Raw genomic sequence first — 26,330 nt, forward strand, 5'->3', positions numbered from 1 at the left:
CTATGCTTGGTTCCTGTCTCAGCACAACAGCATTTTCTTTGGAGGGATTGCTATTCTCGGATTCCTGCTTCGGGATGTGACCGATGGGACAACCCTCCGGAGGCTGCTGACCGGGATGATGGCAACCAATGCGCTTGGGTTTATCGTAACGCTATATGCCGCTATGATCGGTGTCTTTACCGGGTTTGGCTGGTCGGACTCCGCCTTCTTTGTATTTCTTGCGGCGATGAGTTTCTTACAACTTAAAAAGTCTGATCAAGCCTGATCATCAGAAACAGAGTTCGGGTCGCTCAGCTCCGAACGCCTTCCTTAAAATCTGGCCCTACTCGTTCGTGATCCGGACACCAATCAGCTGACAACCTGAGCAATGTGTGAGCGGCTGCTTTGAGATAATCCGCTGCACCGTCGCAAACGCCACGTCGCAAGCGCAACGGTTGTCTGCATGAGCACTGGCCGCACGGACAAAAGGCGGGTTTGTCCGCATTGTGTCAGCTCACCGGCTCTATAGCCTCGCAGGCGCAGCGAACGGCAGGAACTGCGGGCCGCACCGCAGCAGAAACCCTCGGCTGGTTGCGTCAAGCAGCCGAGTTGCAAGGGGCGCTTTGCTGCGAAGCTCTGTCACAGAGCCTAGGCCCAGCATCCGCTGGTCTGGTCTCAATGCCCGCTTTCGCTGCGTCGCCCATCAACGAACGCTGTCGTTCCCATCGCACCAGACGCGGGAAAAGCTGCTCTGGCTTAATTTTTTAGCGTTGGCCATAAGAGCCCGGCGCGCTCCCTCTGGGAGCGATCTTTGGGGGAGTTTCCGAACTCCAAGCAGCGCCTGAACCGGAGGGGAAGCGCTTCGGCGCTTAGCCGGCGGTGATCTGCATCACGATGCAGGTGGTGGAGCCGGTGGCATAGAGGCGGCCATCCGCAAGCCCGCGCAACTCACCATGGGCGACACCGGTCGAGCGCCCGACATGGTCGGTCATCCCGATACATTCGATTTCAGTGCCGAGTGGGATGGAACGCAGGATATTTACCTTGAATTCCAGCGTGGTATAGGCTGCTCCCTTCGGCACGCGGGTCATCACTGCGCAGGCCATGGCGCTGTCGAGCAGGGTGCCGTACCAGCCGCCGTGGACCGTGCCCATTGGATTGGTCACAGCAAATTCCGGGGTGCCTCGAAACACCACTTTGCCTGCCTCGACGCTGTGCAGGTGGTAGCCGAGTGTCTCGCCAATGGGCGGGCCGGGCAGGCGACCTGCGAGAATGCCCTGCATGAAGTCCAGCCCGGACATGCCGGTGATGTCCTCGGGGCGCAGCAGGTCGTCCGGGCCGGTCGCGCGGCGCAGAGGGGAAGCGGCTGCGGCGGTGGTGGAGGACGTCTTGGCCGACGTTTCGGGCGAACTTATGGGTGAGGTCATGCAGAAATCCTGATCCGGTCGGCAAAGACGATGCCCCCGCCGACAGCGGCAGGGGCGACCAGATCAAAGGCTAGGAGGACAGCGGTGGCAGGACAAGCGCTACGCCACGTTCTCCAGCGAGACCGTTGGTGTGATGCCGAGCGCAAAGCAGACATCGCGGGTCAGCTCGGGCCGGTTCAGCGTGTAGAAATGCAGCTTGTCAACGCCGTTGTCCATCAGATCGGAGCAGAGCTCGGTGCACAGCGCAGTGGCGAGAAGGTCCTCGCGCCCATCGCGGATCGCCTTGTCAAACGCATCGTCGATCCAGGCCGGAATATTGGTGCCACAGCGTTTGGCAAAATTGCGCGCGCCCTTCCAGTTTTCGATGGGCAGGATACCGGGCGTGATGCGGCTGGTGTCGATCCCGGCCTTGGCGCAGTCATCGCGAAAGCGCAGGAATGTATCGGCTTCAAAGAAGAACTGGGTCAGCGCCTCATCGGCGCCAGCGTCCAGTTTGCGCTTCAGCCAGTCGACATCCGCACGCGCGCTAGTGGCCTCCGGGTGGCGGTCGGGATAGGCGCCGACGCGGATCGAGAACTGATCGCGTTCTGCCAGCGCCGAGATCAGCTCGACCGAATTGGCAAAACCCTCGGGGTGGGGTTCAAACCCGGCGGAGCCTTTTGGCGGATCGCCACGCAGGGCAACGATTTCGCGCACGCCGGCCTCGGCAAACTGGTCGGCAATCTCCATGGTCTCGGATTTGCTGGCGTTCACGCAGGTCAGATGCGCCGCCACATTGAGACCGGAGGATTTATGCAGCGTTGCCACCGCATCGCGGGTCAGGTCGCGGGTGGTGCCGCCGGCCCCATAGGTGACGGAGACAAAGCGGGGCGCCAGCGGCGCCAGTGTCTGAACCGTATCCCAGAGCCGGAAAGAGGCCTCCAGCGACTGCGGCGGGAAGAATTCAAAAGAGATGTCAGGGGTCGTCATTTTCAAAAGCGCTCCGCATGATTTCATCTCTTGTTGCATAGCGTCTATTGTGAAACAATTTCATAATACTCAAGAACAACATGAGCGACACGATAGATGCACATCGAATTTCGTCACCTGCGCACCATCAAGGCCATACATCAGGAAGGCGGGTTGGCGCGGGCGGCCGATCAGCTGAATATCACTCAGAGCGCGCTGAGCCATCAGATCAAAGGGCTGGAGGATCAGGCGGGGGTCGAACTGTTCCTGCGCCGCTCCAAGCCGATGAAACTGTCGGCGGCGGGGCTGCGACTGCTGCGGCTGGCGGATCAGGTGCTGCCACAGGTGGAGGCGATGCAGGCGGAATTCTCGGCCCTGCGTGACGGAAACACCGGGCGGATGTATATCGCCATCGAATGCCACGCCTGTTTTGAATGGCTGTTCCCCGTGCTGGAGGGGCTGCGCAAGAACTGGGCCGATGTCGATGTCGATATTCGCCCCGGCCTTGCCTTTGACGCGCTGCCTGCATTGCAAAAGGAGGAGGTCGATCTGGTGGTGTCCTCCGATCCCGAGGTGCTGCCGGGAATCGAATTTATCGAGTTGTTTGACTATAAACCGGTTTTTGTTGCCTCGGCGCTGCATCCGCTGGCTGAGAAACCCTATGTCGAGGCCGAGGATTTTCGCGGCGAGACCCTGATCACCTATCCGGTGGACAAGGCACGGCTGGATATCTTCAGCCAGCTGCTGACGCCTGCGGGCGTGGAACCTGCCGGCATCCGGCAGGTGGAGCTGACGGCGGTGATCCTGCTCTTGGTGGCGTCGAACCGGGGTGTTTCGGTGCTGCCGGACTGGGTGGTGCGGGAGGTCAAATATTCCTCCGACTATGTGACCCGGCCGCTGACTTCCAAAGGGATCACCCGCAGGCTTTATGCGGCGATCCGCAGTGAAGATCGTGAAAAACCCTATATGCAGGAGCTGATCCGACTGGCCAAGGTGGAGGCGCGCAGGCTGCAACAGCAGTAGTGCGCGAACACTGGCGGTGGCGCAGGGGGCAGAGCAGGGCATACCCATGCGCCAGAGGCATAGCTCTCATGTGTCGTACTGGTGCGTTCAGGCCCCTATTGGGCCTTGGCAAGCGGCAATCAGGCGCGTATAGGCACGGTTTGACCGACATCTCCCCCTTTTCGCTCAGGAGTCTTTCGCATGATTGGCAGCGCAAACCTCAACATCATGATCAAAGCTGCCCGCAAGGCGGGGCGGTCGCTGGTCAAGGATTTTCGCGAAGTTGAAAACCTTCAGGTGTCGAGAAAGGGGGCAGGCGATTTTGTCTCCAAGGCCGATATCGCTGCCGAAAAGATCCTGAAAGAAGAGCTGATGGGAGCCCGCCCCACTTACGGCTGGCTGGCCGAAGAGGGTGGCGAAGAAGAAGGCGCAGATCCGACCCGCCGCTGGATCGTCGACCCGCTGGATGGCACCACCAACTTCCTGCACGGTCTGCCGCATTGGGCGATTTCCATCGCGCTGGAGCATAAGGGCAAGGTTGTCGCCGGTGTTGTGTATGATGCCGCCAAGGACGAGATGTTCTTTGCCGAAAAAGGTGCTGGCGCCTGGATGAATGACACCCGGATCCGGGTCTCGGGCCGTCATCGCATGATCGAGTCGATCTTTGCGACGGGGCTGCCGTTTGCCGGTCGTTCCGACCTGCCTGCGACCCTGCAGGATCTGGCGCGTCTGATGCCTGCCTGCGCCGGTGTGCGTCGCTGGGGCGCGGCTGCGCTGGATCTGGCCTATGTGGCGGCGGGCCGCTACGAGGGCTACTGGGAGCGCCGCCTGAATGCCTGGGATCTGGCTGCGGGTGTGATCATCGTGCAGGAGGCAGGCGGCCTTATCGAAGCGGTGAACCCCGAGGATGATATCCTTACCTCCGGCGATGTGCTCTGCGCCAATGAGTCGATTTACGACAGCTTTGCCAAGGTGATCCGGGGCTGATGCCGCCCCGGTTTTTTCGCTGGATTTGACGTATTGAAACGCGGCCCCTCGGGTCGCGTTTTTGTTTTGCGGCTGATCTGCGGCGTCTGCCTAGCGGTCAGAGGGGTGATTCACCCCGTCGTGCCAAGGAATGTCACCATAGGTTTCGGCGTGGGTGCGCGGGTTGCCACCGTCAATACAGCCCAGATTGATCCCGCATTCTGCCGGATCGGAACGGCGCTGGTGATAGACGTAGATGCCGCATGTCTTGCAGAAATAGTGTTTCGCCGTATGGCTGCCCCAGGTGTAGAGGCTGAGATTTTCGGCGCCTTTGAGAATGGTCAGGCTGGCGGTACGCGCGGTCACTGCCGCGGCCCCGCGACGGATGCAGAAGGAGCAATTGCAACGGCTGGCTGAGGCGAGCCCGTCAGGCAGCTCGGCTCTGATTACAACGGCGCCGCAATGACAGCTTGCCTGCCAGGGCTGGGCGCCGTCCTGCGGCGTGGCGGAGGTGGATGCGGACATCTGCTGCGGCCCTTTGTTTGAGATTGCGATATCTGGACGGCTACTTGCCCCAGGGGGTGTTGCGCCGGTTGGGGGCGGATGGCCTGCGCTGCACGCGTGGGATGCGGCTGTCGGTATAGCTGACCTCGGGATGAGGTGGATGGCCGTGGGTCTTGCCCCAGTACACCGGCCCGCCGCGCCTGAGCCAGAGCGGTAGTGTCAATACCAGCCCGACGCCGAAACCGCCGGCATGCGCCCAATAGGCGACGCCGCCTGCCTGAGGGTCAGAGCCAATCCCGCCGAGGAACTGCATGCCCAGCCAGACGCCCAGCATGACGAAGGCAGGGATCGAGAAGACGCGGAAATAGATGATCAGGATCAACAGGATATCGACGCGCGCCCGTGGGAACAGCAGTAGGTAGCCGCCCATGACACCGGCAATGGCGCCGGAGGCCCCGACCAGCGGCACCAGCGAGTCCGGGGCACTTGCGACATGGACCAGCCCGGCGCCGATACCGGAAACAAGGTAGAAGGCGAGAAAGGTGAAATGCCCCATCTCGTCCTCCATATTGTCGCCAAAGATCCATAAAAACAGCATGTTGCCGCCTAGGTGCATCCAGCTGCCATGCAGAAAGGTCGAGGTGAGCAGGGTTTTCCAGTCATAGCCTGCCATGATCTCCGCCGGCAGCAACGCATAGGCGTTGTAGAGCGCGGTCAGGCGGCGCGGGCTGTCATAGCCAAAGTAGGTCAGCGCAAAGATCGCGATATTCGCAACCATGAGCGCATAGGTCACATAGGGCGTGCGCCCGGAGGGGTTGTGGTCACGGATTGGAAACATGGGGGAACGCTGGGCCGGATATGGCCCAGCGTCAAGAGTTTAGCCGGATATTGTGCGCATTGGCCTGACGCTCGCGGTCAGGACATGCCGCCAAGCAGGGCTGCGTTGCCGCCTGCGGCGGTGGTGTCGACGCAGACATGCCGTTCGGCCTGTACCCGTGCCACATCCGGCAGGCCGGGGATCAGCGGCAGGATTGGCCCGTTGCGTCGCGCCAGCCCAGTCTCAATCTCGCGCGCGGTTGCCTCATCACCCCACCAGATCACCCCGGAGATGCCCTCTGCGGTCAGAAGCAGGGGCATATCGCAGGGGCCGGTCGCTTCGATCGCGGTGCCGCCGAGCGCGTGAACGGCGCGGGCCTGGGCCGCCACGGCCTGTGGTCCCGGTCCCAAGCAGAGCAGCGGTGGGCGGGCCTGCTGCGACAGGCGGTTCGATTCGCCGGTCGGGCCGGGCAGGCTGGTTGTGGTCTGCTGCATTGGCTGACCTGTTGGCGCGGGCAGGGACACCATCGCTGCGGTATCGGCGGGCCAGCTGTCGGTGCTCTGCTGACGGTCAGGCGCACAGAAACGCGTCATGTAGAAGGGGCCGCCGGCCTTGGGACCGGTGCCGGACAGGCCTTCGCCTCCAAAGGGCTGGCTGCCGACGATGGCACCGATCTGGTTGCGGTTCACATAGAGGTTGCCTGCGTGAATACGGTCGCAGACATATTGCACCCGGTCGTCGATCCGCGTGTGCAGGCCAAAGGTCAGCCCATAGCCGGTGGCATTTATATCGTTGATGATCCGGTCGAGATCCTGCGATCTGAAGCGGGCGACATGCAGGACCGGGCCAAAGATCTCCTGTTCCAGCGCGCTGATGCCGGAGACTTCGATCAGGGTTGGTGCCACGAAGGTGCCGCCCTGCGGTGCGGTCAGTTCCTTCAGCACCCGGCCCTCGGCGCGGGCGGTGTCGATATGGGCGAGAATACCGGCGCGGGCGGCCTCGTCGATCACCGGTCCGCTGTCGGTTGCCAGGTGCCAGGGATCGCCAAGCCGCAGGGCATCCATCGCGCCTTTGAGCATTTTCAACACGTTATCGGCGATATCTTCCTGGAGGTAGAGGCAACGCAGGGCCGAGCAGCGCTGACCTGCCGACTGAAAGGCGCTTTCGATGACGGCCTGAACGGCCTGTTCCGGCAGCGCGGTGCTGTCCACGATCATCGCGTTGAGACCACCGGTCTCGGCAATCAGCGGCGCGCCGGGACGCAGGTGCCCGGCCATGGCAGCGCGGATTTTCAGTGCGGTTGCAGTGGAGCCGGTGAAAGCGACGCCGCCGACGCGCGGATCTGAGGTCAGCGCGCCGCCAACAGCGCCGCCGCCGGGCAGCAGCTGCAACGCTTCTTTCGGGACGCCTGCCTCATGCAGCAGCGCGATGGCGCGATGGGCGATCAGCGGGGTCTGCTCGGCCGGTTTCGCGAGCACTGCATTGCCGGTTGCCAGGGCGGCTGCAATCTGGCCGGAGAAAATCGCCAGCGGGAAGTTCCAGGGCGAGATGCAGGTGAACACGCCGACCGGCGGCTCTGCTGGAATGCGGGCGGCGTAGTAGCGCAGGAAATCCACCGCTTCGCGCAGCTCGGCCACACAGTCGGGCAGCGTCTTGCCCGCTTCGCGCGTCAGCAGCGCAAACAGTTCGCCATAATTTGCCTCGTAGAGGTCGGCGGCCCGGTTCAGCACTTCGGCTCGGATGTCGGCGCTGGCCTGCCATGGGGCTGCGGCGCCGAGGGCCGCCTCGATTTCGGCCTGACCGGCGCTGTGCACCTGGCCTACCGTGGTGAGATCAGCCGGGTTGCGTACTGCGTCTTCGGTGGTGCTGGGGCTCGCGGGCGCCTTGGCCAGCAGGGGCGCTGCGGTCCAGCTGTGGCTCTTCCAAGGCGCGCGGGCGGCGTCGATCGCCGCAAGGGTGGGGGCGTGGCCCAGATCGAACCCGGTGGAGTTCGGCCGCTCCGGCTGGAACAGCTCCGGTCCGCTGCGCAGGTTCGCAGTCAGATCCTCGACCTGATCGAAGGGATCGGCGGCGACCACTTCGGGAGGCACGTTTTCATCAACGATCTGGTTCACAAAGGAGCTGTTGGCGCCATTCTCCAGCAGACGGCGGACCAGATAGGCCAGCAGGTCGCGATGGGCGCCAACCGGCGCATAGATCCGGCAGTGGGTGCGGTTCTGTTCCAGCACCATCTGATGCAGGGTCTCGCCCATGCCATGCAGGCGCTGAAACTCATAGGCGCCTTTGTCGGTGTCCTTGGCCATATGCAGAATGGCTGCGACGGTATGGGCGTTATGGGTGGCAAACTGCGGGTAGATCCGGTCGGTCATCGACAACAGTTTGCGGGCGTTGGCGATGTAGGACACATCGGTCAGCGATTTATGGGTGTAGACGGGGAACCCATCGACGCCCTCGACCTGGGCGCGCTTTACCTCGGTGTCCCAATAGGCGCCTTTGACAAGGCGGACCATCAGGCGGCGGTCATAGCGGTTGGCCATATCATAGAGGGCATCCAGCGCCACTCCGGTGCGCGGTCCATAGGCCTGGACCACCACACCAAACCCATCCCAGCCAGCAAGCGCGGGATCGGAGATCACCTCTTCAATCACCTCAAGCGACAGGGACAGGCGGTCGGCCTCCTCGGCGTCGACGTTCAGCCCCATGCCGGCGGCCTTGGCCAGCAGCGCCAGCGCCTGCAGGCGTGGCACCAGTTCCTCCATGACGCGGGTTTCCTGCGCCAGTTCGTAGCGCGGATGCAGCGCCGAGAGTTTGACCGAGATACCGGGATTCTGGCGGATATCCTCGCTGTCGCAGGCGGCCGCGATGGCCGAAATCGCGCGGGAATAGGCCAGGTGATAGCGGGCGGCATCCGCTTCGGTGCGGGCGGCCTCTCCCAGCATGTCGTAGGAATAGGTGTAGCCTTTGGCTTCCATCCCGGCGGCGCGTTTCATGGCCCCTTCGATGGTCTCGCCCAGCACGAACTGGCGGCCCATTTCCTTCATCGCGCGGCTGACGGCGGTGCGGATCACCGGTTCGCCCAGACGTTTGATGGCGCCGCGCAGCGCCGAGACCGGGCTGCGTTTTTCGTCGAGCACCTTGCCGGTCAGCATGAGGGCCCAGGTGGACGCATTGACCAGTGAGGAGGTGGATTTGCCCAGATGCTTGCCCCATTCCGACGGCGCGATCTTATCCTCGATCAGCGCGTCGATGGTGTCGGCGTCGGGCACCCGCAAGAGCGCCTCGGCCAGGCACATCAGGGCAACGCCCTCGTCGGTGGAAAGACCGTATTCGGCGAGAAATACTTCCATCAGGCCGGGCGAGGAATGGCCCCGGATGTCGCGCACCAGGGCGGCGGCATTGGCGCAGATGGTGCGACGGTCCGCAGCGCTAAGATCGGCCAACGCAAACAGCCGGTCGCGCATCTGAGCCTGATCAACATAGGTGCCCGCGTCGATGCGGTAGCGCAGCGCCTCCGCGTGGTCCGCAGTCTGCGCGGAGGACAGGGGGGGCGTGGGCCGGGATTGGGTCGCTGTCATTTTAGGGAACTCTCCGAAGGAACCACAGGTCGTGCCGTGGTTGGTCTATCCGCATATGATATCGCGAAATTGCTGGGACAATCGCCCTATGTTGTGCAATCAATAGGCATAACGCCCAAAAAAGGACCTTAGGACAATGCAAATAGACTTTCCGGGCATGGATCGGTTCGATCAGGCGATTCTGGAGGCGCTTGGAGAGGATGGCCGCATGTCCATCGCGGATCTGGCGCGGCGGATCGGCCTGTCCAAAACGCCGACACAGGCGCGGCTGCGGCGGTTGGAGACCGAGGGCTTCATTACAGGCTATCGGGCGCTGATCGATCCGATCCGGCTGGGCCTGGATCACGTCGCCTTTGTCGAGGTGAAGCTGACCGATACCCGAGAGGAGGCGCTGGCGAAATTCAATGCGGCACTGGCGCGGGTGCCCGAGATCGAACAGGCCCATCTGATGGCCTCGCATTTCGACTATCTGCTAAAGGTGCGGACGCGGTCGATGTCGGCTTATCGTGCGGTGCTGGGCGAGAAGATTTCGGCGCTGCCGCATGTCGCGTCGACCTCCACCTATGTCGCCATGCAGGCAGTAATCGAGGATAGCGCGCTGCTGCCGTGACCCCCCAAGTCGTGACATCCACGCGAAATCGTGACTTGTCCGGCGATCGCTTTGCGGCAGAATAGGGGGATGCGACAGTCTTGGATTGCCCCGTTTCTAGCTCTTGGCCTCGCGGCCGCTGCACCCTTTGCTCTGGCCGAGGGGGCGGGCCAGGCGAGAGAAGCCGAGGCGGCCGGGGCCTGTCCTGCCGCACCGGATCACCGTAATGCGGTCGAAGGGCTGATCCGCCGCGTGCAGGCGGCAAGCGATGAGATGACGGCGCAGGCCATTTCCAACCAGTTCTGGCAATATTGGGCTGATGCACCCAATGCTCAGGCGCAGGCGCTGCTGGATCGGGGGATGACCCGGCGCTCGGCCTTTGACTTTCTCGGTGCACTGGAGGCATTTGACAGGTTGGTCGCCTACTGCCCGGATTACGCCGAGGGCTACAATCAGCGCGCTTTTGTCCATTATCTGCGGCGGGATTTTGGCGCGGCGCTAACGGATCTGGATCGCGCAATCGCTCTGTCGCCGCGTCATGTTGCGGCGCTGAGTGGTCGGGCGCTGTCGCTTTACGGGTTGTCGCGCCTGACGGAGGCGCGCCTGGCGCTGGAGCAGGCGCTGGCGCTCAATCCTTGGCTGCCGGAGCGGCATCTGGTGGCACCGGGTGGTCCATTGGCACCGGAAGGGGCAGGCCCGACGGGGCCCGAAGTGGACCTGTGATCTGTGGGCATTGAGACCCCTGTTTCGCATGACGCGGCGTCCAAACACCGATGCGGGAAAAATTCCATGATCCGTGAGATATCCCATTGTGCCGCTGCGGCGTCCTCGCTAGGTCTGTGATTGCAACGGGCCAAGCCCGCTGTGCGGACGTGGTGGAATGGTAGACACCGGAGACTTAAAATCTCCTGGCCGTATGGCCGTGCGGGTTCGAGTCCCGCCGTCCGCACCAGTTTCCTCAGTTTGAGATCAGGAGCCTCCGTTGTCTTTTACGCTGGTTGCGACTGCCAAGAATGAGGGGCCCTCGATCCTGGAATGGGTCGCCTACCACAAGATGATCGGGTTTCAGAACATCATCATCTACCAGAACGACTCTGACGATTTTACAGATGAAATTCTGAAAACTCTGCGCGATCTCGGTGAAATTTCCTATTTCTACAATCGGGCTGAACGCGGGCGACATCAGGTCAAAGCCTACAAACGTGCCGCGCGCCAGCCGGAGTTCCGGGATGCGCGATGGGTCCTTGCGCTTGATCTTGACGAGTTTCTCGTCGTTCACACCGGCGCGGGAACCGTCGGCGATCTCATTGATGCCGTGCCGGACTGCGACCAGATCATGGTGAACTGGAAGAAGTTTGGCAGCGCAGGCAGTGCAACCCTGTCGGAGCAGCTGGTGGTGGAGACCTTTTTGCTGGCCGAGGATGACGAACGGGTTGCTACGCATCTGACACCGTTCAAGACGATGTTTGATCCTGCTGCTCATGAGCGGTGCGGCATCCACAGGCCAAATGGCGCGAAGCTTCCCGATGATCAGATCAGAATTTGCAATGGATCCGGCCTGCCGAGCAGCGCCTACGAACATCGCAATTTCAGGGCCAAAGACCCCAGCCTGCGTGCGCTGGCCCAGATCAACCACTACATCACCAAGGACGCGGCGAGTTTTGTTCTGAAGTCGCACCGCGGCAGTGCCCATCAGGCGAACCGGCTGATTGATCGCAAATACTGGCTGCGCCGCAATCACAATGTTCAGGCCGACACACGGCTTGCGGCCAAGGCTGATAGAATCAGGGCGGGTATGGCCGCATTGGATGTGGCGTCGGGCGGGCGGTTGTTTGACCTGCGCAGCAAGGCCATCGCGCTGCATCGCGCCCGGTTTGAGGCGTTGATGAAAGAGGCCGCCTATCGCGAACTCTATGAGTTCTGTCTGGAAAATCAGATGCTGCCAACAGGCGGCTGACCGTTGAGGTCTCCCCTAGATCTGATCGTTTTGCGGCCCATTCGTCGGACGGATTATCAACCCCAAGGCCGCAGGAGGGCGTCGGCCGTGGTGTTGCGGAGTGGTTGGATGAGGGCGCAAGCCGAGGCTGGCGTCAGGAGTTGGTGCCGTCCTTGGTCTGATCCTGCGGTGCCGCGCGTTCGGCTTGCACGGCGGCGATGGTTTCCAGCAGCAGCGGCTTGCGGATCGGTTTTTGCAGAAAACGGTCCATCCCGGCATCCAGGCAGGCGCGGCGATCGCTGTCAAAAGCATTGGCCGTCAATGCGATGATCGCGGGCTGGGCCATGTCGCTGGCGCGGATCTGGCGGGTTGCAGTCAGGCCATCGACCTCGGGCATCGACATATCCATCAGGATGATGGCGGGTTGATGGTCGCGGCACATATCTACCGCTTCGCGTCCATTTTCGGCTTCGATCACCTTCAGCGGCGTGTCGGCCAGGAATTTCAGGATCAGCAGGCGGTTGGTGCGGTTGTCATCAGCCAGCAGCAATACCCCCGGACCAAGCTGCGGCTGGGAGGTTTCCCGGCTGATCTGGGTCGGGGCGATGGGGGCCGTGCGGGCAGCTGAAAGGCGGATTTCCAAGCGGAAGCAGGCGCCGTTGCCGGCGCTGGATTGCAGGCTGATACCGCCGCCCATGCGCTGTGCGAGAATATTGGAGATGGTCAGCCCCAGACCGGTTCCGCCATAGTGGCGTGTGGTGGCGGCATCGGCCTGCGAAAACCGCTCAAATACGTGTTTGGCCTGATCTTCTGAGATGCCAATGCCGGTGTCCACCACGTCGATAAAAAGATGATAGGGATCCTTTGCACCGCGACTGACGTGCAGGGCGACACTGCCATCGTGGGTGAATTTCACCGCATTGCTCAGCAGGTTGACCAGGATCTGGCGCAGCCGACCGTCATCGCCATGGACCTGTTCGGGCAGGTCATGGGCAAAGCTCTGGGTAAAGGATAGCCCCTTTTCGCGCAGCTTCGGCCTGAGCACATCGACGGCGCCGTCGACGCATTTGCGCAGGTTGAAATCGACCGTGCTGATTTCCATCTTTCCGGCCTCGAGCCGGGACAGATCCAGGATGTCGTTGATGATTTTCAACAGCGCGACTGAGGAATCCCGAATGGTTTCGACACATTGCTCCTGTTCCTCCGACAGCGGGCTCTCAGCGAGGATGTCGGACATGCCGATGATCCCATTCATCGGCGTGCGGATCTCGTGGCTCATATTGGCGAGGAATTCGGTTTTTGCCTGATCGGCCTTTTCGGCGGATTGTTTGGCCTGGGTGAGCTGGGCGTTGCGATGGGTCAGCTGCTGGTTCGCGCGCTTCAACTCGTTGTTCAACTCAACATCGCGGGTGACATCCCATTCGACACCGATCATCCGGTTGCGCCCCCGTCGATCACGGAACGAACAGCCCATGGCCCGGATATTCTTATGAGTGCCATCTTTCAGCTCGATGCAGAAATCGACCGAGTGGTTGTTGCCATTGCGTAGCGCCTCCTGGAAGCCGCTAATAACGCGATCGCGATCCTTGGCGTGCAGAAACGATCGCCAGAGCGACAAAGGCACTTCACCGGCTTCGGCAGGGTCCCCGTAGAGTTCACGCATCCGGCGGTCCCAGAGGGCGTTGTCAGAAGTCTCGTCTATTTCCCAGATGCCGATTTTCGAGGTTTCAACAGCCATTTCGAGACGGCGCGAGAGCGCCTCCAGATCACGTTCGCGCCGTTTGAGTGTCTGGATCACCGAACGCCGCGCTGCGGACAGGCGACCGGCGAGCGCGGTTGGAAACAGAATGAAGGCGCCAGCCAGCAGAACGGTGAACCGCAGTTGCCACTGGTTGTCTGCATGGGCGGGCCAGCCACCTTTGGGCCGGGCAGCCAGCTGCCAGGTGCCTACGGGCAGGACAATGTCCATCAGGACCGGGTTGTCCTTCAGTATGCTCGGGTCACCGTAGAACTGCTCGCCCTCGGCGCCCCTGCCGTCTTTGCCGACCAGCGCCACGTCGATCATAAGATCCGGGTTGTTGAGCCCCCCTTGGGTATAGATGGCATCGACATCAATCACCGCCGAGAGAATGCCCCAGAATGATCTGGTCGCTTGCGGGCCCGCGAAGATCGGAAAGCGGGCGATCATACCGCGACCGCCCTGCAGCAGGTTGACCGGTCCGGCAAGGACAAGGTCGCCGCTGTCGCGTGCGCGGAGCGCCGCAGCACGCTGGGCTTCGTTCTTGCGGTAGTCCAAGCCAATTGCAGCCTCGTTACCCGCAATCGGATACATCAGGCGGATCACCAGATCCGGCGCCGCGGCGATGTTGCGCAGACTTGCTTCATCAGCAATCAGTTGTGACGCCAGCTCGGCAAAGCGCCGCTGCGTCATGTCGGGTTCGGTCGAGAGGACCGCCTGCAGCCCGCGCACCAGCTGGATATCGGCTGACAGGTTTCCCTCGATCCGGGCGCGGATCAGCCCCGCCTCATATTGAACATCCGCGCGCAGCTTCTGTTCATAGATTGTGTCATTCTGGGACTCGGCAGACAGCCCGGCCGCCACGATCACCACAAAGGCGACCAGGGTCGGAAGATAGGTCCGATTGTTCAGCGCCTGGATCCATGCTTTGGGCCGAAAACTCATGAAGGCTACACCGGTGGTTATCGTTTACTGCAATCTAGGGTCATTTCTGTCGCAAAACTGTTCAGCCAGTATTAACAATACTCGGTCTTTTCCGCTTTAGGCGATTTTTGTGAATTCAGGTCGCGCGCAAGATGCTCTGTATAGGGGCGTTCTGGGAGTGTATCCTTGATTAATATCAAATTGTGTTCATTTCCGGCTGGCGGTTCGTCAGAAGTCTCACCACCTTGGGTTGAGGGTGCGGCAAGAGTGTTCCTTATGGCGTTAAAACTGGCCGTATCCTTCAGTTGCAGGGCGTATATTAAATAATTGATATTATTCCGAAAAATCATGATTCTGGTTTGCTGGCCATCGGCTTTCGATCATGCTGGCATCGCTCCCTCGGGTTAATGTTTGAGCAATGTCTCTTGGGTATTGAATTTCTAGTGAACTTTCAATGTTAGGCCGAGGGTAAAGATGTTTTTCAAGAGAGACGCAAAGAAGAAGTCGGCAGAGTCGACGATGCAGCAGTCGGTCATGGACATGATCGACCGGACGCAGGCGATGATCCAGTTTGAACCTGATGGGACCATCATCGAAGCCAATGCCAACTTCCTTGGCGCGATTGGCTACCCTCTTGAGGAAATCCAAGGCAAACATCATTCGATGTTCGTGGACCCGGACTATGCCCGCAGCGAGGCCTATGCGGAGTTCTGGCGGGATCTTGCGGCTGGCAAGGCGTTTACGGATCAGTTTCCGCGTGTTGCCAAATCGGGCAAGACGATCTGGATCCAGGCCACCTACGCCCCTGTACTGGACAGCGAAGGCAAGACGATCCGCGTGATCAAGCTGGCCTCCGATATCACTGCGCGTCAGAACTGTGTTGAGGAAATCTCCAGAGCGCTGGAAGCGCTGAGCGACGGCGACCTCAGCTACCGTGTACCAACAAGTGATCTGCCGGATATGCGAGTGCTTTGCGATGCGTTCAACAAGGCGCAGGACACCTTGATGGGCGCGGTTGAAACGGTGAAAGCTGTGGCCGAGGCCGTCGGCAGTACCGCCTCTGAGATCAGCCAATCCTCCAGCGAATTGTCGCATCGCACCGAAACCCAGGCCGCAACCCTGGAAGAAACGGCAGCGGCGATTGAGGAGCTGACCTCGACCGTGCGCTCGGCCGCTGATGGCGCCCGCGAGGTCGAGGAAATTGTAAGCAACGCCCGCGTCACCGCCGAAGAAAGCGGTGAGGTGGTGAATAGTGCGGTCACGGCCATGTCGCAGATCGAGGAATCATCCGGCAAGATCTCCCAGATCATCTCGGTCATTGACGACATTGCGTTCCAGACCAACCTGCTTGCACTGAACGCCGGTGTTGAAGCCGCGAGAGCAGGCGAGGCAGGGCGCGGGTTTGCCGTTGTGGCCTCCGAAGTGCGGGCGCTGGCGCAGCGGTCCTCTGATGCGGCGGGCGAGATCAAGCAATTGATCACCGAAAGCTCGCAATATGTTGGCAATGGCGTGAAACTGGTGAGCCGGGCGGGGGAAGAGCTGCAAAAGATCATCGGCAGCGTCAGCACGATTTCCGGCCATGTCAGCCAGATCGCAACCGGCGCCGCCGAGCAATCGGTCACGCTGGTGGAAATCAACACGGGCGTCAGCCAGCTGGATCAGGTGACCCAGCACAATGCGGCGATGGTTGAGGAGGCGACGGCTGCCAGCCAGACCCTGTCCAACGACGCCAATGAGCTGACCCGCCAGATCTCCATCTTCAAGACCGGTTCGGGCGGGCAGAACATCGTGTCCTTCGCAAATGGTGGCGCTGGCGGCTATGGTGCGCGGGCTACCGGCTAGGGCCTGACATAAATGCGGCAGACCTGGGGTTGAGCTGGTCCGACCACTGCTGCGTCACAAGCGATGATATCTGGGGGCACGTCTGTACCAATGGCCCCCGGCAGGCCACCGTCGTACCGCGAGAGCAGGTGCGGCGGTTGTCCGTTTTGGATGTACGCAAGTTCCTGATCAGGCGCGTCCGGCCTGATCATCGTTTCGGCCTGCATCGAAACACAGATTTCCCGATCGGCCAAACCGTCATGGAGAACCTGATCAGGATCAAAGACGATCGAGCGGTCGCGATGGTCTAAGAGGGCAGTTCTAAATGACATCTGCCAACCATGACCGGAGTGACCGACATGATCCGCCTAGCGTCCATTCTCTATTCCCTGATCGGCAGCAGCCTTGCCGGCGCTGGTGTGATCGCGGTGCTGGTCGCCGGTCACGTTTCGGTGGTTGCCATCCTTATGGCGGCGGCCATCGGTGCTGTTGCTGGCCTGCCGGTGTCCTATCTCGTGGCGCGTCGTCTGTATCAGGGATGATTCCTGGTCGGTCTGGCGCGGTATCCCCGGTCAGGCGTCAAAGAACCCGCGGGCTGTGGCAACAAATGCGCGCGGGTTTTCTGCATGAAGCCAATGGCCGCAGTCCGGAAGCTTGGCGAAATGCGACTGGCTGAAGCGGGCTTTGATCAGAGGGCGGTGCTCGGCGAGGACATAGTCGGATGCAGCGCCGGAGAGAAACAGCGTGGTGCCGTCCCATTGCGCCTCGGTTTCGGGAAAACCCATGATCTTGGGCATATCACGTTCCAGCGTGTCCAGGTTCAGCCGCCAGCGTTTGTTGGGCAGGTCAAGCGACTGAGTGAAGAAGCTCTGCAAAGCTTTTTCGACCCCCAGTTCTGCCAGCTGGGCCTCCGCATCGGAGCGCCGCTCAACCCGTGACAGATCGACCTGACGCATGGCGTGGATGAACTGGATCTGACTATGGCCATAGGCGACCGGGGCGATGTCGGCGACCAGGAGACGGCGCAGCGCGTCAGGGTGATTGAGCGCGAGTGTCATCGCCGCCTTGCCGCCCATGGAGTGGCCGATCATATCGACCGGACCGCCGTGCTGCTCGATGACCTCGGCAAGGTCGCTGGCCAGATCGAGATAGCTGTGACTCTCCGTCCAGGGGCTGTTGCCGTGGTTGCGCATATCGACGGCGATGACCTCGCGATCATCGCAGAGCCGCTTGGCAATCGCGCCCCAGTTGCGGGCGGATCCATAGAGCCCATGCGCGATCATCAAGGTGGGTTTATCAGTCGGGGCGCCATGGCGGATGGTGTTCAGCATGTCCCCGTGATAGCGCCCGATCACGGCGGTCGCCAGTCCCTTTGCGCGGGGGATTGCCCCAATCCTGACCAGAGCTGCCCAGCCATTGAGCGTCGGGCCTGGCCCGGCTAAAGTGCGCGAAACTCCTCATACTTCGGGCAGCCTATGGCAGAGACACTTCTGAAAGAGATCGAGCAGGTTCAGGATCTGCTGAAGGACCGTGAACAGGCGGGCGGGGATCTCTCTGCGGCGTTGAGCCGGGCGCGGCGACGGCTGCCCCGACGGATTTACCAGCAGGGGCTGCGACTGGCAGAGGCACAGCATCTTCTGGCGCATCCGAAACTGGCGCTGACGGTGGATCACGAACCGCTGCAACGCGCGGCGCGCGAGGTGAGCAAACATCTGAAATCCATTGATCTGGCCGATCGGCGACGGGGGCGGATACTGGACATCGTTGCGACGATGGCATTTTCACTGATCGTTGTTGCGGTGCTGCTGGTGGTGGTGCTGCGCTGGCGAGGTTTTATCTGATTGCTCTTTTGTTTGCCTGTCTGAGGCGATAACTTGAACGTGGTTCAAGATTGAGGGGCAGAGCAGATGGCGAGCAAGGCCGAAATCCGCAAGCAAGAGTTGCGCGAAAAGCTGGTGGCGGCGGCTGAGATCCGCATTCGCCGCGACGGGGCAGGGGCGCTGCGGGCACGTGATCTGGCGACCGATGCAGGCTGTGCAGTTGGGGCCATCTACAACGCTTTCGACGACATGAATGCCATCGTGATGGCTGTAAACGGGCGGACTTTTCAGGCGCTGGGGCAGGCGGTGCAGCGATCGCTGGTTGGCGCGCAGACGCAGGCGCCAACGGACCGGCTGATCCTGATGAGCCACGCCTATCTGGGGTTTGCGGCTGAAAACACGCGGCTCTGGCGGGCCTTGTTCGATGTTCGGGCGGAGGAGGCCGAGGTGCCCGACTGGTACAGGGCGGCGCTGGAGAAACTATTTGCCAATATTGCCGCGCCTGTTGCCGAGATTTTTCCTGATAAGGCGCCTGAGGATCTGGCGCTCATGGTGCGGGCGCTGTTCTCGGCGGTGCATGGAATCGTGCTTCTGGGGCTGGAGAACCGGATCTCCGGGGTTCCGATCGCCAAGATCGAGCGGATGATTTCCGAGGTATTATCGCGACTTGCATGATTTCCTGAACGTTGTTCAAAATAATCCTTGAACAACGTTCAGGATTTTTCTATACCAGATTTATGAACGATGTTCAGATTTGGAGGATGTGATGTTTGCAACGATTAAGACCCTGATCCGAGGCATTGATGCCCGTGCCGAGGAACGGTTGAGCGACACCTATGCGATTGACCTGATCGACCAGAAGATCCGCACCAGCGAAGCAGATCTGACCCGTGCGAAGCAGGTTCTGGCCGGGTTGATCCAGAAGTCCCGTATGGAAACCCGGCAGCTGGATGCGGTGACGCTGCGGATTGCGGATCTGTTGGAGCGGGCGCAGGCAGCGCTGACAGAGGGGCGGGAGGATCTGGCCCAGACAGCTGCCGCCGCGATTGCCGAGCTGGAGAATGAACAGGCCATGCGCCGCCGTACCGTCGATATGCTGGAGCAGCGCAGCCTGCAATTGCGCCAGTCGGTCGAGGCCAGCCATCGTCGCCTCATGGATCTGAAACAGGGCGCCATCGCGGCCCGCGCCACCCGCAAGGCGCAACATGCGCATGGCGGCATGGCCCGCAGCGCCGGTTCCGGTGACACGCTGGGAGAGGCCGAAGCCCTGATCAATCGGGTGATGTCTGCCGAAGACCCCTTTGAGCAGAGTGCGATCCTCAAAGACATCGAAACCGGGCTGAGCCATGGCTCGGTGGCCGACGATCTGGCTGATGCAGGGTTTGGGAAGCCGACCCGCAGTACTGCTGCCGATGTGCTGGCACGGCTGCACGCAAAAGCCTGACACAACACGTATAGGGCCGATGCGCCCGATATCTGATTGACCTTAACACCACCTATGACCAACCGGGAGAAATCCAATGACAAACACACGCAATGACAACAACCTGATCATCACTCTCAACGTGGCCGGTGTGGCCGTGGCTTACGGGATGCTGGGCATTTCGCTCTGGCTGTCGACCGATGTGCCGCTTGCGACCAAAGGGTTCTGGGGCATGGGCATCATGCTTCTGACGCTGAGCCTGATCAATGTTGTGAAATACCGTTTTGATATCCGGTCGAGTGAGGATCGCATCCGCCGTATCGAAGAGGCGCGCAATGAGAAGATGCTGGAGGAGGCTCTGGCAGAGACCAAATCGCTCTGATCCCAGTGGGCAGAGATCATGAATAGAAAACCGCCGCGCGCCATGGGCTCGCGGCGGTTGTTGTTTGTTTCAGCGAACGGATCAGTGGTTCGGGTAGAGCGGGAAGCGGGCGCAGAGGGCGGCCACTTTCTCGCGTACCGATGCCTCAACAGCGGCGTTGCCATCTTCACCATTGGCTGCCAGGCCGTCGACCACCTCGATGATCAGATCCGCAATCTCGCGGAATTCGGCTTCACCAAAACCACGGGTGGTGCCTGCCGGGGTACCGAGACGGATACCGGAGGTCACGGTCGGCTTCTCCGGGTCAAACGGAATGCCGTTCTTGTTGGTGGTGATATGGGCGCGGCCCAGAGCCTTGTCCACGATATTGCCGGTCACGCCTTTCGGGCGCAGGTCGACCAGCATCACATGGGTGTCGGTGCCGCCAGTGACGATGTCCAGACCGCCCTTGATCAGCTGATCGGCCAGCGCGACGGCATTGGCCCGCACCTGCTTCTGGTAGTCTTTGAACTCGGGGCGCAGTGCTTCACCGAATGCGACGGCCTTGGCGGCGATCACATGCATCAGCGGGCCACCCTGGATACCGGGGAAGATCGCGGAGTTCACTTTCTTGGCGATATCGGCATCATTGGTCAGGATCATGCCGCCGCGCGGACCGCGCAGGGTCTTATGCGTGGTGGTGGTCGCAACATGGGCATGGGGGAAGGGCGAGGGGTGTTCACCCGCCGCAACCAGACCGGCGAAATGCGCCATGTCGACGTGCAGATAGGCGCCAACCTTGTCCGCGATCTCGCGGAAGCGGGCAAAGTCGATGACCCGCGGAATGGCGGAACCACCGGCGATGATCAGCTTGGGCTGATGCTCCAGCGCCAGCGCTTCGACCTGATCATAGTCGATCAGGTTGTTGTCTTCACGCACACCGTAGTGGATGGCGTTGAACCATTTGCCAGACTGGTTGGGACGCGCACCGTGAGTGAGGTGGCCACCAGAGGCGAGGTCCATCCCCAGGATGGTGTCGCCGGGCTGGATCAACGCCTGGAACACACCCTGGTTGGCCTGCGAACCGGAGTTGGGCTGAACGTTTGCAAATTCGCAGTTGAACAGCTGTTTTGCGCGGTCGATGGCAAGATTTTCTGCAACATCAACATATTGGCAGCCACCATAGTAGCGACGCCCCGGGTAGCCTTCGGCGTATTTGTTGGTCAGAACGGAGCCCTGAGCCTCCATCACGGCGGCGGAAACGATGTTCTCCGATGCAATCAACTCAATCTCGTCGCGCTGACGGCCGAGCTCATCCGTGATCGAGCCGAACAGCTCCGGGTCGCGCTCTGCGAGGGATTGGGTAAAAAAACCGGGGTCGCGGGAGGTGGTCTCGGTCATGATGACACTCCATCAGTTGGCGTAGTATTCGAGAGATTTCCTATCGGAAACACCTAGGCCCCGAAAGCCCGGAATGCGACGAAATCCCCGCTGAGAGCGGCAAGACTGGCAATCTTGGGAAAGCTGTGATTGTTTCGGAACGAATTGCGTAACACCGGAAACAGATTTGATGACAATGAGAATCGCCTTTCTGGCCAGCCGGGCTCCGGTGGCGCAGTCAGCTCAAGCCGAGATGGTCGCACGCTACGGAAACGTGCCCAAGGAAGAGGCGGATGTGATCGTTGCGCTTGGCGGCGATGGCTTCATGCTCGACACGCTGCACGATACGATTGATCTGTCGGCGCCGGTCTATGGCATGAACCGGGGCACCATCGGCTTTTTGATGAATGAATATGGCGTCGTTGACCTGATCGCGCGGCTGATGGCAGCCGAGGAAGAGATTATTAACCCGCTGTCCATGGTCGCACTGGATGCAGAAGGGCAGACGCATCGGGCTCTGGCTATCAATGAGGTTTCATTGCTGCGGGCCGGTCCGCAGGCAGCCAAGCTGAAGATCTCTGTTGATGATCGTCAGCGCATGGCGGAACTGGTCTGTGACGGGGCGCTTGTATCAACGCCAGCGGGGTCGACGGCCTATAATTATTCGGCGCATGGTCCCATTTTGCCCATCGGTTCGGATGTGCTGGCATTGACCGCAATCGCCGCCTTTCGTCCGCGCCGCTGGCGCGGTGCCTTGCTGCCCAGCAATGCAACAGTGCGGTTTGATGTGCTGGAACCTGAGAAACGGCCCGTGATTGCGGCCGCGGATTCCGTTTCTTTTGCCAATGTTGTGCAGGTTGAGATCGCAACCCAGACCAGAATCCGCCACAAGATCCTGTTCGACCCCGGCCATGGGCTGGAGGAACGGTTGATTTCGGAGCAATTCACCTAAGGTAGATGGCCATTGCCCGGGGTGGATCACGTGTTTGTGATCGCAAGGATCGCGTTTTTGTGCGATAATCGAACTCTAGACAAGGCCGATGCCAGCGGTGACAGCCAAAGGGCATAGCGCTCTCAAGAAGAGAGGCGCAGGATCTACCGGGATGGCCATCGGCCCCTATATTTTAAGCAGCTAAGATTTTGCTTCAGCCGGACTGTGCGGGTATTGATCCGTACGCGTTTGGATCCGCGAAGGCGGGAAACGCCGGGGCGATGGTCCCGCAACCTTCGTGAGATGTTTGTGAACGAGTATCCGGTGGTATCGGAAAATCCGGGGGTCGGTGTGAGCCGAGTCCCGGGTTTCCTTATCCGCGAGCGTGCCGGGTTTCCTTATCCGCGAGCGGTTGGTTTCCCGCGGTTCTTTTCGCGCACCCATAGTATGTATCCGACCATCTGCCAGCCGGGTTAGAGCTGCTCCCACAGTCTGTCACACATGCGCCCGATCCGATCCTCAATGGCGATACAGGCGTCCACTGCCATGTCCTCGCGCCAGCGCGATGCTGCGATCTGCACATTGATCGGCTGCGATCCTGAGGGCAATTTGGCAAGGCGGCTGGGAACCGAGGCCGCAGGCAGGCCGAGGAAGTTCATCGCATAGGAATAGACAGCACAGCCCAGCACCTCATGCACGCCTGCCGCCCCTTCGGTGTCGCGGTCGGGTTTGAAAAATGGCTGCGGCAGGAACGGGGTCAATACCAATGGGTAACGCTGCATGAAGAGCGACCAGTCACGCGCGTATTGCGTGCGTTTGGCCATCATCTGCAACAGCTCGACGCCGGCAAAGGGCGGGAATTCCTCAAAATAGACTGCAAAGATATCCCGCACCGTTTGCGACCCGGCTGCGTCAACATCGTCTTTCATCAGGGCATAGACCTCGCCCATCAACGCGCGGTACCCTGTGCGCCCGGCATCGAAGACATCGGGGAGCAGGGTTTCCTCGACGATATAGCCTGCATCCAGCAGGGCTGCGCGCGCGTCATCCAAGGCGGCCTCCACCTGCGGGTGGAGTTCGTAGCCGTAGGTCTCCTTGGAAAAGGCGACGCGGATTGGGCCTTCGGTGGCCTGACCGTGCCAGGGCATCGGCACGTGGAAGGGATCGCGAGAATCGGGCGCAATAAGGCTGGGCATCGACAGATGCAGATCCCGTGCCGTGCGGGTGATCAGCCCCTGTACGGACATATTCTGCGCCAGTATTCCACGCTCTGCGCTTTGGCTGGGGTTCCAGGCAGGCACGCGGCCCAGGCCGGGTTTGACGGTTACCGCGCCATTGGCAGCGGCGGGAAAACGTAAGGAGCCGCCGATGTCATTGCCATGGGCCAGCGCGCCGATCCCGGCCATCACCGCCGCACCGGCCCCGCCGGAGGAGCCGCCAGGCGAGATATGGCGCCCCCAGGGATTATGCGTGCGCCCAAAGAGCGGGTTGTCAGTGTCGGCGCGAAAGGAGAACTCAGGGGTGTTGGTGCGACCAATCACGACGGCCCCTGCATCCTGGAGGTTCTTCACCACCGGCGCATCATCCGGCGCGATCAGGTCCTTCAGCGCGGTCACACCGTTGGAGGTGGCGTGGCCCTTCTGATCGACGTTGATCTTGATGGTGACCGGCACACCGTGCAGTGGACCGGGCGTGGCACCCGCATTGCGCGCCTTGTCCAGCGCTCTGGCCCGCTCCAAGGCGTCACTGCTCAGATCCTCGACAACGGCATTCAGATCGGGATTGACCGCTGCCATGCGGTTGATGGAGGCGGCAACGGCGGCTTCGGCGGTCAGATCTCCCGCTTGGGTGTGCTGTACCAGTTCCGTTGCGCTCAGGCGCCAGATGTCGATGTGTGTCATATACATGCCTCCTTCCCGGCAGGGTAGGCGGGCACGACCGAGTTGCAAGGAAAACTGCGCGGCACATCATACAAAGACAGGCTCCGCCGGGTGGCGAATCCTGCGTTTGTCAGAAGCCTGCGCGCGTCTTACTTCGCGTATCCGAGAGTTTGCAGCGCTGTGGTGATCTCGTCCAGAATGACCGGGTCATCGATGGTCGCGGGCATCTTCCACGGCGTGCCGTCGGCGATGTTCACCATCGTGCCGCGCAGGATCTTGCCGGAGCGGGTCTTGGGCAGGCGGTCCACGACGCAGGCCAGTTTGAACGCCGCCACCGGGCCGATCTTCTCGCGCACCAGTTTCACCACCTGCGCTACTACCTCCTCATGGGGCGTGTTGCAGCCAGCATTGAGGCAGAGGAAACCCAATGGCATCTGCCCCTTGAGGCTGTCGGCGACGCCAATTACGGCGCATTCAGCGACATCCGGGTGGCCTGCCAGCACTTCCTCCATGCCGCCGGTGGACAGGCGGTGGCCCGCCACGTTGATCACGTCATCCGTGCGCGCCATGATGTAGAGGTAGCCGTCCTCGTCCTTCATGCCGGCATCGCCGGTCTCATAGTAGCCGGGAAAGGTGGTGAGGTAGCTTTTCTTGAAGCGGTCCTCAGCATTCCAGAGAGTCGGCAGCGTGCCCGGCGGCAGCGGAAGCTTCACCGCAATCGCGCCCAGCTCGCCCGGCGCCACCGGGTTGCCGCCTTCGTCCAGAATATCGACTTCATAGCCCGGCATAGGCACGGCTGGGGAGCCGAGCTTGACCGGCAGTTCCTCGATTCCCAGCGGGTTCGCGGCAATCGACCAGCCGGTCTCTGTCTGCCACCAGTGGTCGATCACCGGCACCTTCAGCTGCTCCTGCGCCCAGGTGATGGTGTCGGGGTCCGCACGCTCGCCGGCCAGGTAGACCTGTTTGAGGCAGCCGAGGTCGTATTTCTTGACGTATTCGCCTTTCGGGTCCTCGCGTTTCACTGCCCTGAAAGCAGTCGGCGCGGTGAAGAAGCTCTTGACCTTATGCTCGGAAATCACCCGCCAGAAGGTGCCCGCATCGGGCGTGCCGACGGGCTTGCCCTCGAACACGATTGTGGTGTTGCCGTGAATAAGCGGCCCGTAGCAGATATAGCTGTGGCCCACGACCCAGCCCACATCCGAGGCGGCCCAGAACACATCGCCGGGATCGACGTTGTAAATGTTCTTCATGGTCCAGTTCAGCGCCACCAGCTGGCCTGCGGTGTGGCGGATCACACCCTTGGGCTGGCCGGTGGTGCCGGAGGTATAAAGGATATAGGAGGGGTGGTTGCCCTCAACCGGCACACATTCGGCAGGTTCCACACCGTATTGGAAACCGTGCCAGTTCACGTCGCGGCCTTCGATCAGCTCGGCCACTTCCTGCTCGCGCTGGAAAATAACGCAGAAGTCGGGTTTGTGGGTGGCCAGGTCGATGGCGCCGTCCAGAAGTGGTTTGTAATGGACCGTCCGCCCCGGCTCCAACCCGCAGGAGGCGGCGATGATCGCCTTGGGCTTGGCATCATCGATCCGCACCGCCAGTTCGTTGGCGGCAAAGCCGCCGAACACCACTGAATGCACCGCGCCAATGCGGGCGCAGGCCAGCATCGCCTCCAGCGCCTCGGGGATCATCGGCATGTAGATGATGACGCGGTCGCCTTTCTCCACGCCCTTGGCCCGCAGCGCCCCGGCCAGGGTGGCGACACGGTTGCGCAGCTCAACATAGGAGATTTCGCGCTTCGTCTGGGTGATGGGGCTGTCGTAGATGATCGCCGTCTGCTCTCCCCGGCCTGCTTCGACATGACGGTCGACAGCGTTGTAGCAGGTGTTCACCTTTGCATCGGCAAACCATTCGTAGAGCCCATCGCCCTTGTCGGTCAGGGCCTTGCTCGGCGCGCGATCCCAGCTGATCGACGCTGCGGCTTCCATCCAGAATTGTTCCGGATTGGACCTCCAGCCCTCATAGACCTCTGAATACGACATGCGGTTCCTCCTCACTCATCCTTGGAGGTGAGTTAGGCGCATGGATCGCCACCGGGCAAGCGTGCTGGGCGACGTCGCGTCAGATTGGCGCAAGAAATTTGCATTTTTTGCCGGTGTGGCGTTGCAAAGTTTTGCAAACAGGGTGCGTTCGCGGAATTTACAGCAAGATGAAGCGCAGTTTGCAAAGTCTCTGCGCAAGCCTCAGAAGCCGGTCGTCTGAGGGAGGGTGGAGCAGGCACTCTGATTCGAGGCCACGTGCCTGCTCTGTTT

Annotated in this window: 24 protein-coding genes and 1 tRNA gene; 15 read left to right on the top strand and 10 right to left on the bottom strand. The window is 61.1% G+C overall.

What is annotated here, in order from left to right; genetic code table 11:
- A partial coding sequence (locus VWZ85_RS09745; protein ID WP_416588074.1) for a hypothetical protein occupies nucleotides 1-265 on the top strand: 265 nt, incomplete at its 5' end.
- Between the two features lie 583 nt (nucleotides 266-848).
- Here VWZ85_RS09745 and VWZ85_RS09750 read toward each other — a convergent pair.
- Both VWZ85_RS09750 and metF read right to left on the bottom strand, forming a co-directional pair.
- Nucleotides 849-1,406: a hotdog fold thioesterase gene (locus VWZ85_RS09750; RefSeq protein WP_416536274.1), complete on the bottom strand. Its 558-nt coding sequence runs from the start codon at nucleotides 1,404-1,406 to the stop codon at nucleotides 849-851.
- Between the two features lie 99 nt (nucleotides 1,407-1,505).
- Nucleotides 1,506-2,375: a methylenetetrahydrofolate reductase [NAD(P)H] gene (gene metF, locus VWZ85_RS09755; RefSeq protein ID WP_260087554.1), complete on the bottom strand. Its 870-nt coding sequence runs from the start codon at nucleotides 2,373-2,375 to the stop codon at nucleotides 1,506-1,508.
- Between the two features lie 96 nt (nucleotides 2,376-2,471).
- Between metF and VWZ85_RS09760 the strand changes: the two genes are divergently transcribed.
- Together VWZ85_RS09760 and VWZ85_RS09765 are read left to right on the top strand one after the other, a co-directional pair.
- Entirely contained in the window at nucleotides 2,472-3,377 is a 906-nt protein-coding gene (locus VWZ85_RS09760; RefSeq protein ID WP_260087555.1) for a LysR family transcriptional regulator, read from the top strand.
- Nucleotides 3,378-3,557: 180 nt separating this feature from the next.
- Nucleotides 3,558-4,343, top strand: coding sequence for an inositol monophosphatase family protein (locus tag VWZ85_RS09765; protein ID WP_340545240.1), 786 nt, complete (start codon nucleotides 3,558-3,560; stop codon nucleotides 4,341-4,343).
- 90 nt (nucleotides 4,344-4,433) lie between these two features.
- Here VWZ85_RS09765 and VWZ85_RS09770 read toward each other — a convergent pair whose 3' ends face one another.
- The 3 genes from VWZ85_RS09770 to putA form a co-directional block, all read right to left on the bottom strand.
- Nucleotides 4,434-4,847 (bottom strand): GFA family protein, encoded by a 414-nt coding sequence (locus VWZ85_RS09770; protein ID WP_340545241.1) that lies wholly within the window; start codon nucleotides 4,845-4,847, stop codon nucleotides 4,434-4,436.
- Between the two features lie 40 nt (nucleotides 4,848-4,887).
- Nucleotides 4,888-5,664, bottom strand: coding sequence for a rhomboid family intramembrane serine protease (locus VWZ85_RS09775; protein WP_340545242.1), 777 nt, complete (start codon nucleotides 5,662-5,664; stop codon nucleotides 4,888-4,890).
- 77 nt (nucleotides 5,665-5,741) lie between these two features.
- Complete coding sequence (gene putA / locus VWZ85_RS09780) at nucleotides 5,742-9,218, bottom strand: bifunctional proline dehydrogenase/L-glutamate gamma-semialdehyde dehydrogenase PutA (RefSeq protein WP_416588076.1); 3,477 nt, start codon at nucleotides 9,216-9,218, stop codon at nucleotides 5,742-5,744.
- Nucleotides 9,219-9,354: 136 nt separating this feature from the next.
- Here putA and VWZ85_RS09785 point away from each other — a divergent pair, with 136 nt between their 5' ends.
- The 4 genes from VWZ85_RS09785 to VWZ85_RS09800 all read left to right on the top strand — a co-directional run bounded on the left by VWZ85_RS09785 (nucleotide 9,355) and on the right by VWZ85_RS09800 (nucleotide 11,764).
- The gene (locus VWZ85_RS09785; RefSeq protein ID WP_416536269.1) at nucleotides 9,355-9,828 is read left to right on the top strand and encodes an Lrp/AsnC family transcriptional regulator; all 474 of its coding nucleotides are present in this window, start codon (nucleotides 9,355-9,357) and stop codon (nucleotides 9,826-9,828) included.
- Between the two features lie 69 nt (nucleotides 9,829-9,897).
- Nucleotides 9,898-10,530 (top strand): tetratricopeptide repeat protein, encoded by a 633-nt coding sequence (locus tag VWZ85_RS09790; RefSeq protein ID WP_416588078.1) that lies wholly within the window; start codon nucleotides 9,898-9,900, stop codon nucleotides 10,528-10,530.
- Between the two features lie 143 nt (nucleotides 10,531-10,673).
- A tRNA-Leu gene (locus VWZ85_RS09795) sits at nucleotides 10,674-10,759 on the top strand.
- A 30-nt stretch (nucleotides 10,760-10,789) separates the two neighbouring features.
- Nucleotides 10,790-11,764, top strand: coding sequence for a glycosyltransferase family 2 protein (locus VWZ85_RS09800; RefSeq protein ID WP_416542896.1), 975 nt, complete (start codon nucleotides 10,790-10,792; stop codon nucleotides 11,762-11,764).
- Nucleotides 11,765-11,897: 133 nt separating this feature from the next.
- Here VWZ85_RS09800 and VWZ85_RS09805 read toward each other — a convergent pair whose 3' ends face one another.
- Nucleotides 11,898-14,426: an ATP-binding protein gene (locus tag VWZ85_RS09805; RefSeq protein WP_416588081.1), complete on the bottom strand. Its 2,529-nt coding sequence runs from the start codon at nucleotides 14,424-14,426 to the stop codon at nucleotides 11,898-11,900.
- Nucleotides 14,427-14,879: 453 nt separating this feature from the next.
- Between VWZ85_RS09805 and VWZ85_RS09810 the strand changes: the two genes are divergently transcribed.
- Nucleotides 14,880-16,247 (top strand): methyl-accepting chemotaxis protein, encoded by a 1,368-nt coding sequence (locus VWZ85_RS09810; RefSeq protein WP_416544766.1) that lies wholly within the window; start codon nucleotides 14,880-14,882, stop codon nucleotides 16,245-16,247.
- Between the two features lie 338 nt (nucleotides 16,248-16,585).
- On the top strand, nucleotides 16,586-16,768 hold the full coding sequence (locus VWZ85_RS09815; protein ID WP_416544780.1) for a hypothetical protein: 183 nt from the start codon (nucleotides 16,586-16,588) through the stop codon (nucleotides 16,766-16,768).
- 30 nt (nucleotides 16,769-16,798) lie between these two features.
- Here the strand turns inward: VWZ85_RS09815 and VWZ85_RS09820 are convergent, their stop codons facing one another.
- Entirely contained in the window at nucleotides 16,799-17,557 is a 759-nt protein-coding gene (locus tag VWZ85_RS09820) for an alpha/beta fold hydrolase (RefSeq protein ID WP_416537361.1), read from the bottom strand.
- 144 nt (nucleotides 17,558-17,701) lie between these two features.
- On the opposite strand from VWZ85_RS09820, the gene VWZ85_RS09825 reads away from it, so the two are divergent.
- The 4 genes from VWZ85_RS09825 to VWZ85_RS09840 all read left to right on the top strand — a co-directional run bounded on the left by VWZ85_RS09825 (nucleotide 17,702) and on the right by VWZ85_RS09840 (nucleotide 19,851).
- Nucleotides 17,702-18,067, top strand: a complete 366-nt coding sequence (locus VWZ85_RS09825; RefSeq protein ID WP_416588083.1) for a hypothetical protein — start codon at nucleotides 17,702-17,704, stop codon at nucleotides 18,065-18,067.
- A gap of 66 nt (nucleotides 18,068-18,133) precedes the next feature.
- Complete coding sequence (locus tag VWZ85_RS09830) at nucleotides 18,134-18,721, top strand: TetR/AcrR family transcriptional regulator (protein ID WP_416537362.1); 588 nt, start codon at nucleotides 18,134-18,136, stop codon at nucleotides 18,719-18,721.
- 91 nt (nucleotides 18,722-18,812) lie between these two features.
- Nucleotides 18,813-19,490 (top strand): PspA/IM30 family protein, encoded by a 678-nt coding sequence (locus tag VWZ85_RS09835; RefSeq protein ID WP_416588086.1) that lies wholly within the window; start codon nucleotides 18,813-18,815, stop codon nucleotides 19,488-19,490.
- Between the two features lie 76 nt (nucleotides 19,491-19,566).
- A complete protein-coding gene (locus VWZ85_RS09840) occupies nucleotides 19,567-19,851 on the top strand; it encodes a hypothetical protein (RefSeq protein ID WP_260101729.1) in 285 nt (94 codons plus the stop codon).
- 81 nt (nucleotides 19,852-19,932) lie between these two features.
- Here the strand turns inward: VWZ85_RS09840 and glyA are convergent, their stop codons facing one another.
- Nucleotides 19,933-21,231 carry a serine hydroxymethyltransferase gene (glyA, locus tag VWZ85_RS09845; protein WP_340545252.1) on the bottom strand — a complete coding sequence of 433 codons (1,299 nt, stop codon included), beginning with the start codon at nucleotides 21,229-21,231 and terminating at the stop codon, nucleotides 19,933-19,935.
- Between the two features lie 169 nt (nucleotides 21,232-21,400).
- Here glyA and VWZ85_RS09850 point away from each other — a divergent pair, with 169 nt between their 5' ends.
- A complete protein-coding gene (locus VWZ85_RS09850) occupies nucleotides 21,401-22,162 on the top strand; it encodes an NAD kinase (RefSeq protein WP_340545253.1) in 762 nt (253 codons plus the stop codon).
- Between the two features lie 452 nt (nucleotides 22,163-22,614).
- On the opposite strand, the gene VWZ85_RS09855 is transcribed toward VWZ85_RS09850, so the two are convergent.
- On the bottom strand, nucleotides 22,615-24,042 hold the full coding sequence (locus VWZ85_RS09855; RefSeq protein WP_416588089.1) for an amidase family protein: 1,428 nt from the start codon (nucleotides 24,040-24,042) through the stop codon (nucleotides 22,615-22,617).
- Between the two features lie 128 nt (nucleotides 24,043-24,170).
- Nucleotides 24,171-26,060 carry a propionate-CoA ligase PrpE gene (gene prpE / locus VWZ85_RS09860; RefSeq protein WP_416588091.1) on the bottom strand — a complete coding sequence of 630 codons (1,890 nt, stop codon included), beginning with the start codon at nucleotides 26,058-26,060 and terminating at the stop codon, nucleotides 24,171-24,173.
- 40 nt (nucleotides 26,061-26,100) lie between these two features.
- Between prpE and VWZ85_RS09865 the strand changes: the two genes are divergently transcribed.
- Complete coding sequence (locus VWZ85_RS09865; protein WP_340545256.1) at nucleotides 26,101-26,280, top strand: hypothetical protein; 180 nt, start codon at nucleotides 26,101-26,103, stop codon at nucleotides 26,278-26,280.
- Nucleotides 26,281-26,330 lie beyond the last annotated feature (50 nt).

The sequence above is a fragment of the Phaeobacter sp. JH20_29 genome, from assembly GCF_048056175.1.
GTDB classification, from domain to species: Bacteria; Pseudomonadota; Alphaproteobacteria; order Rhodobacterales; family Rhodobacteraceae; genus Phaeobacter; species Phaeobacter bryozoorum.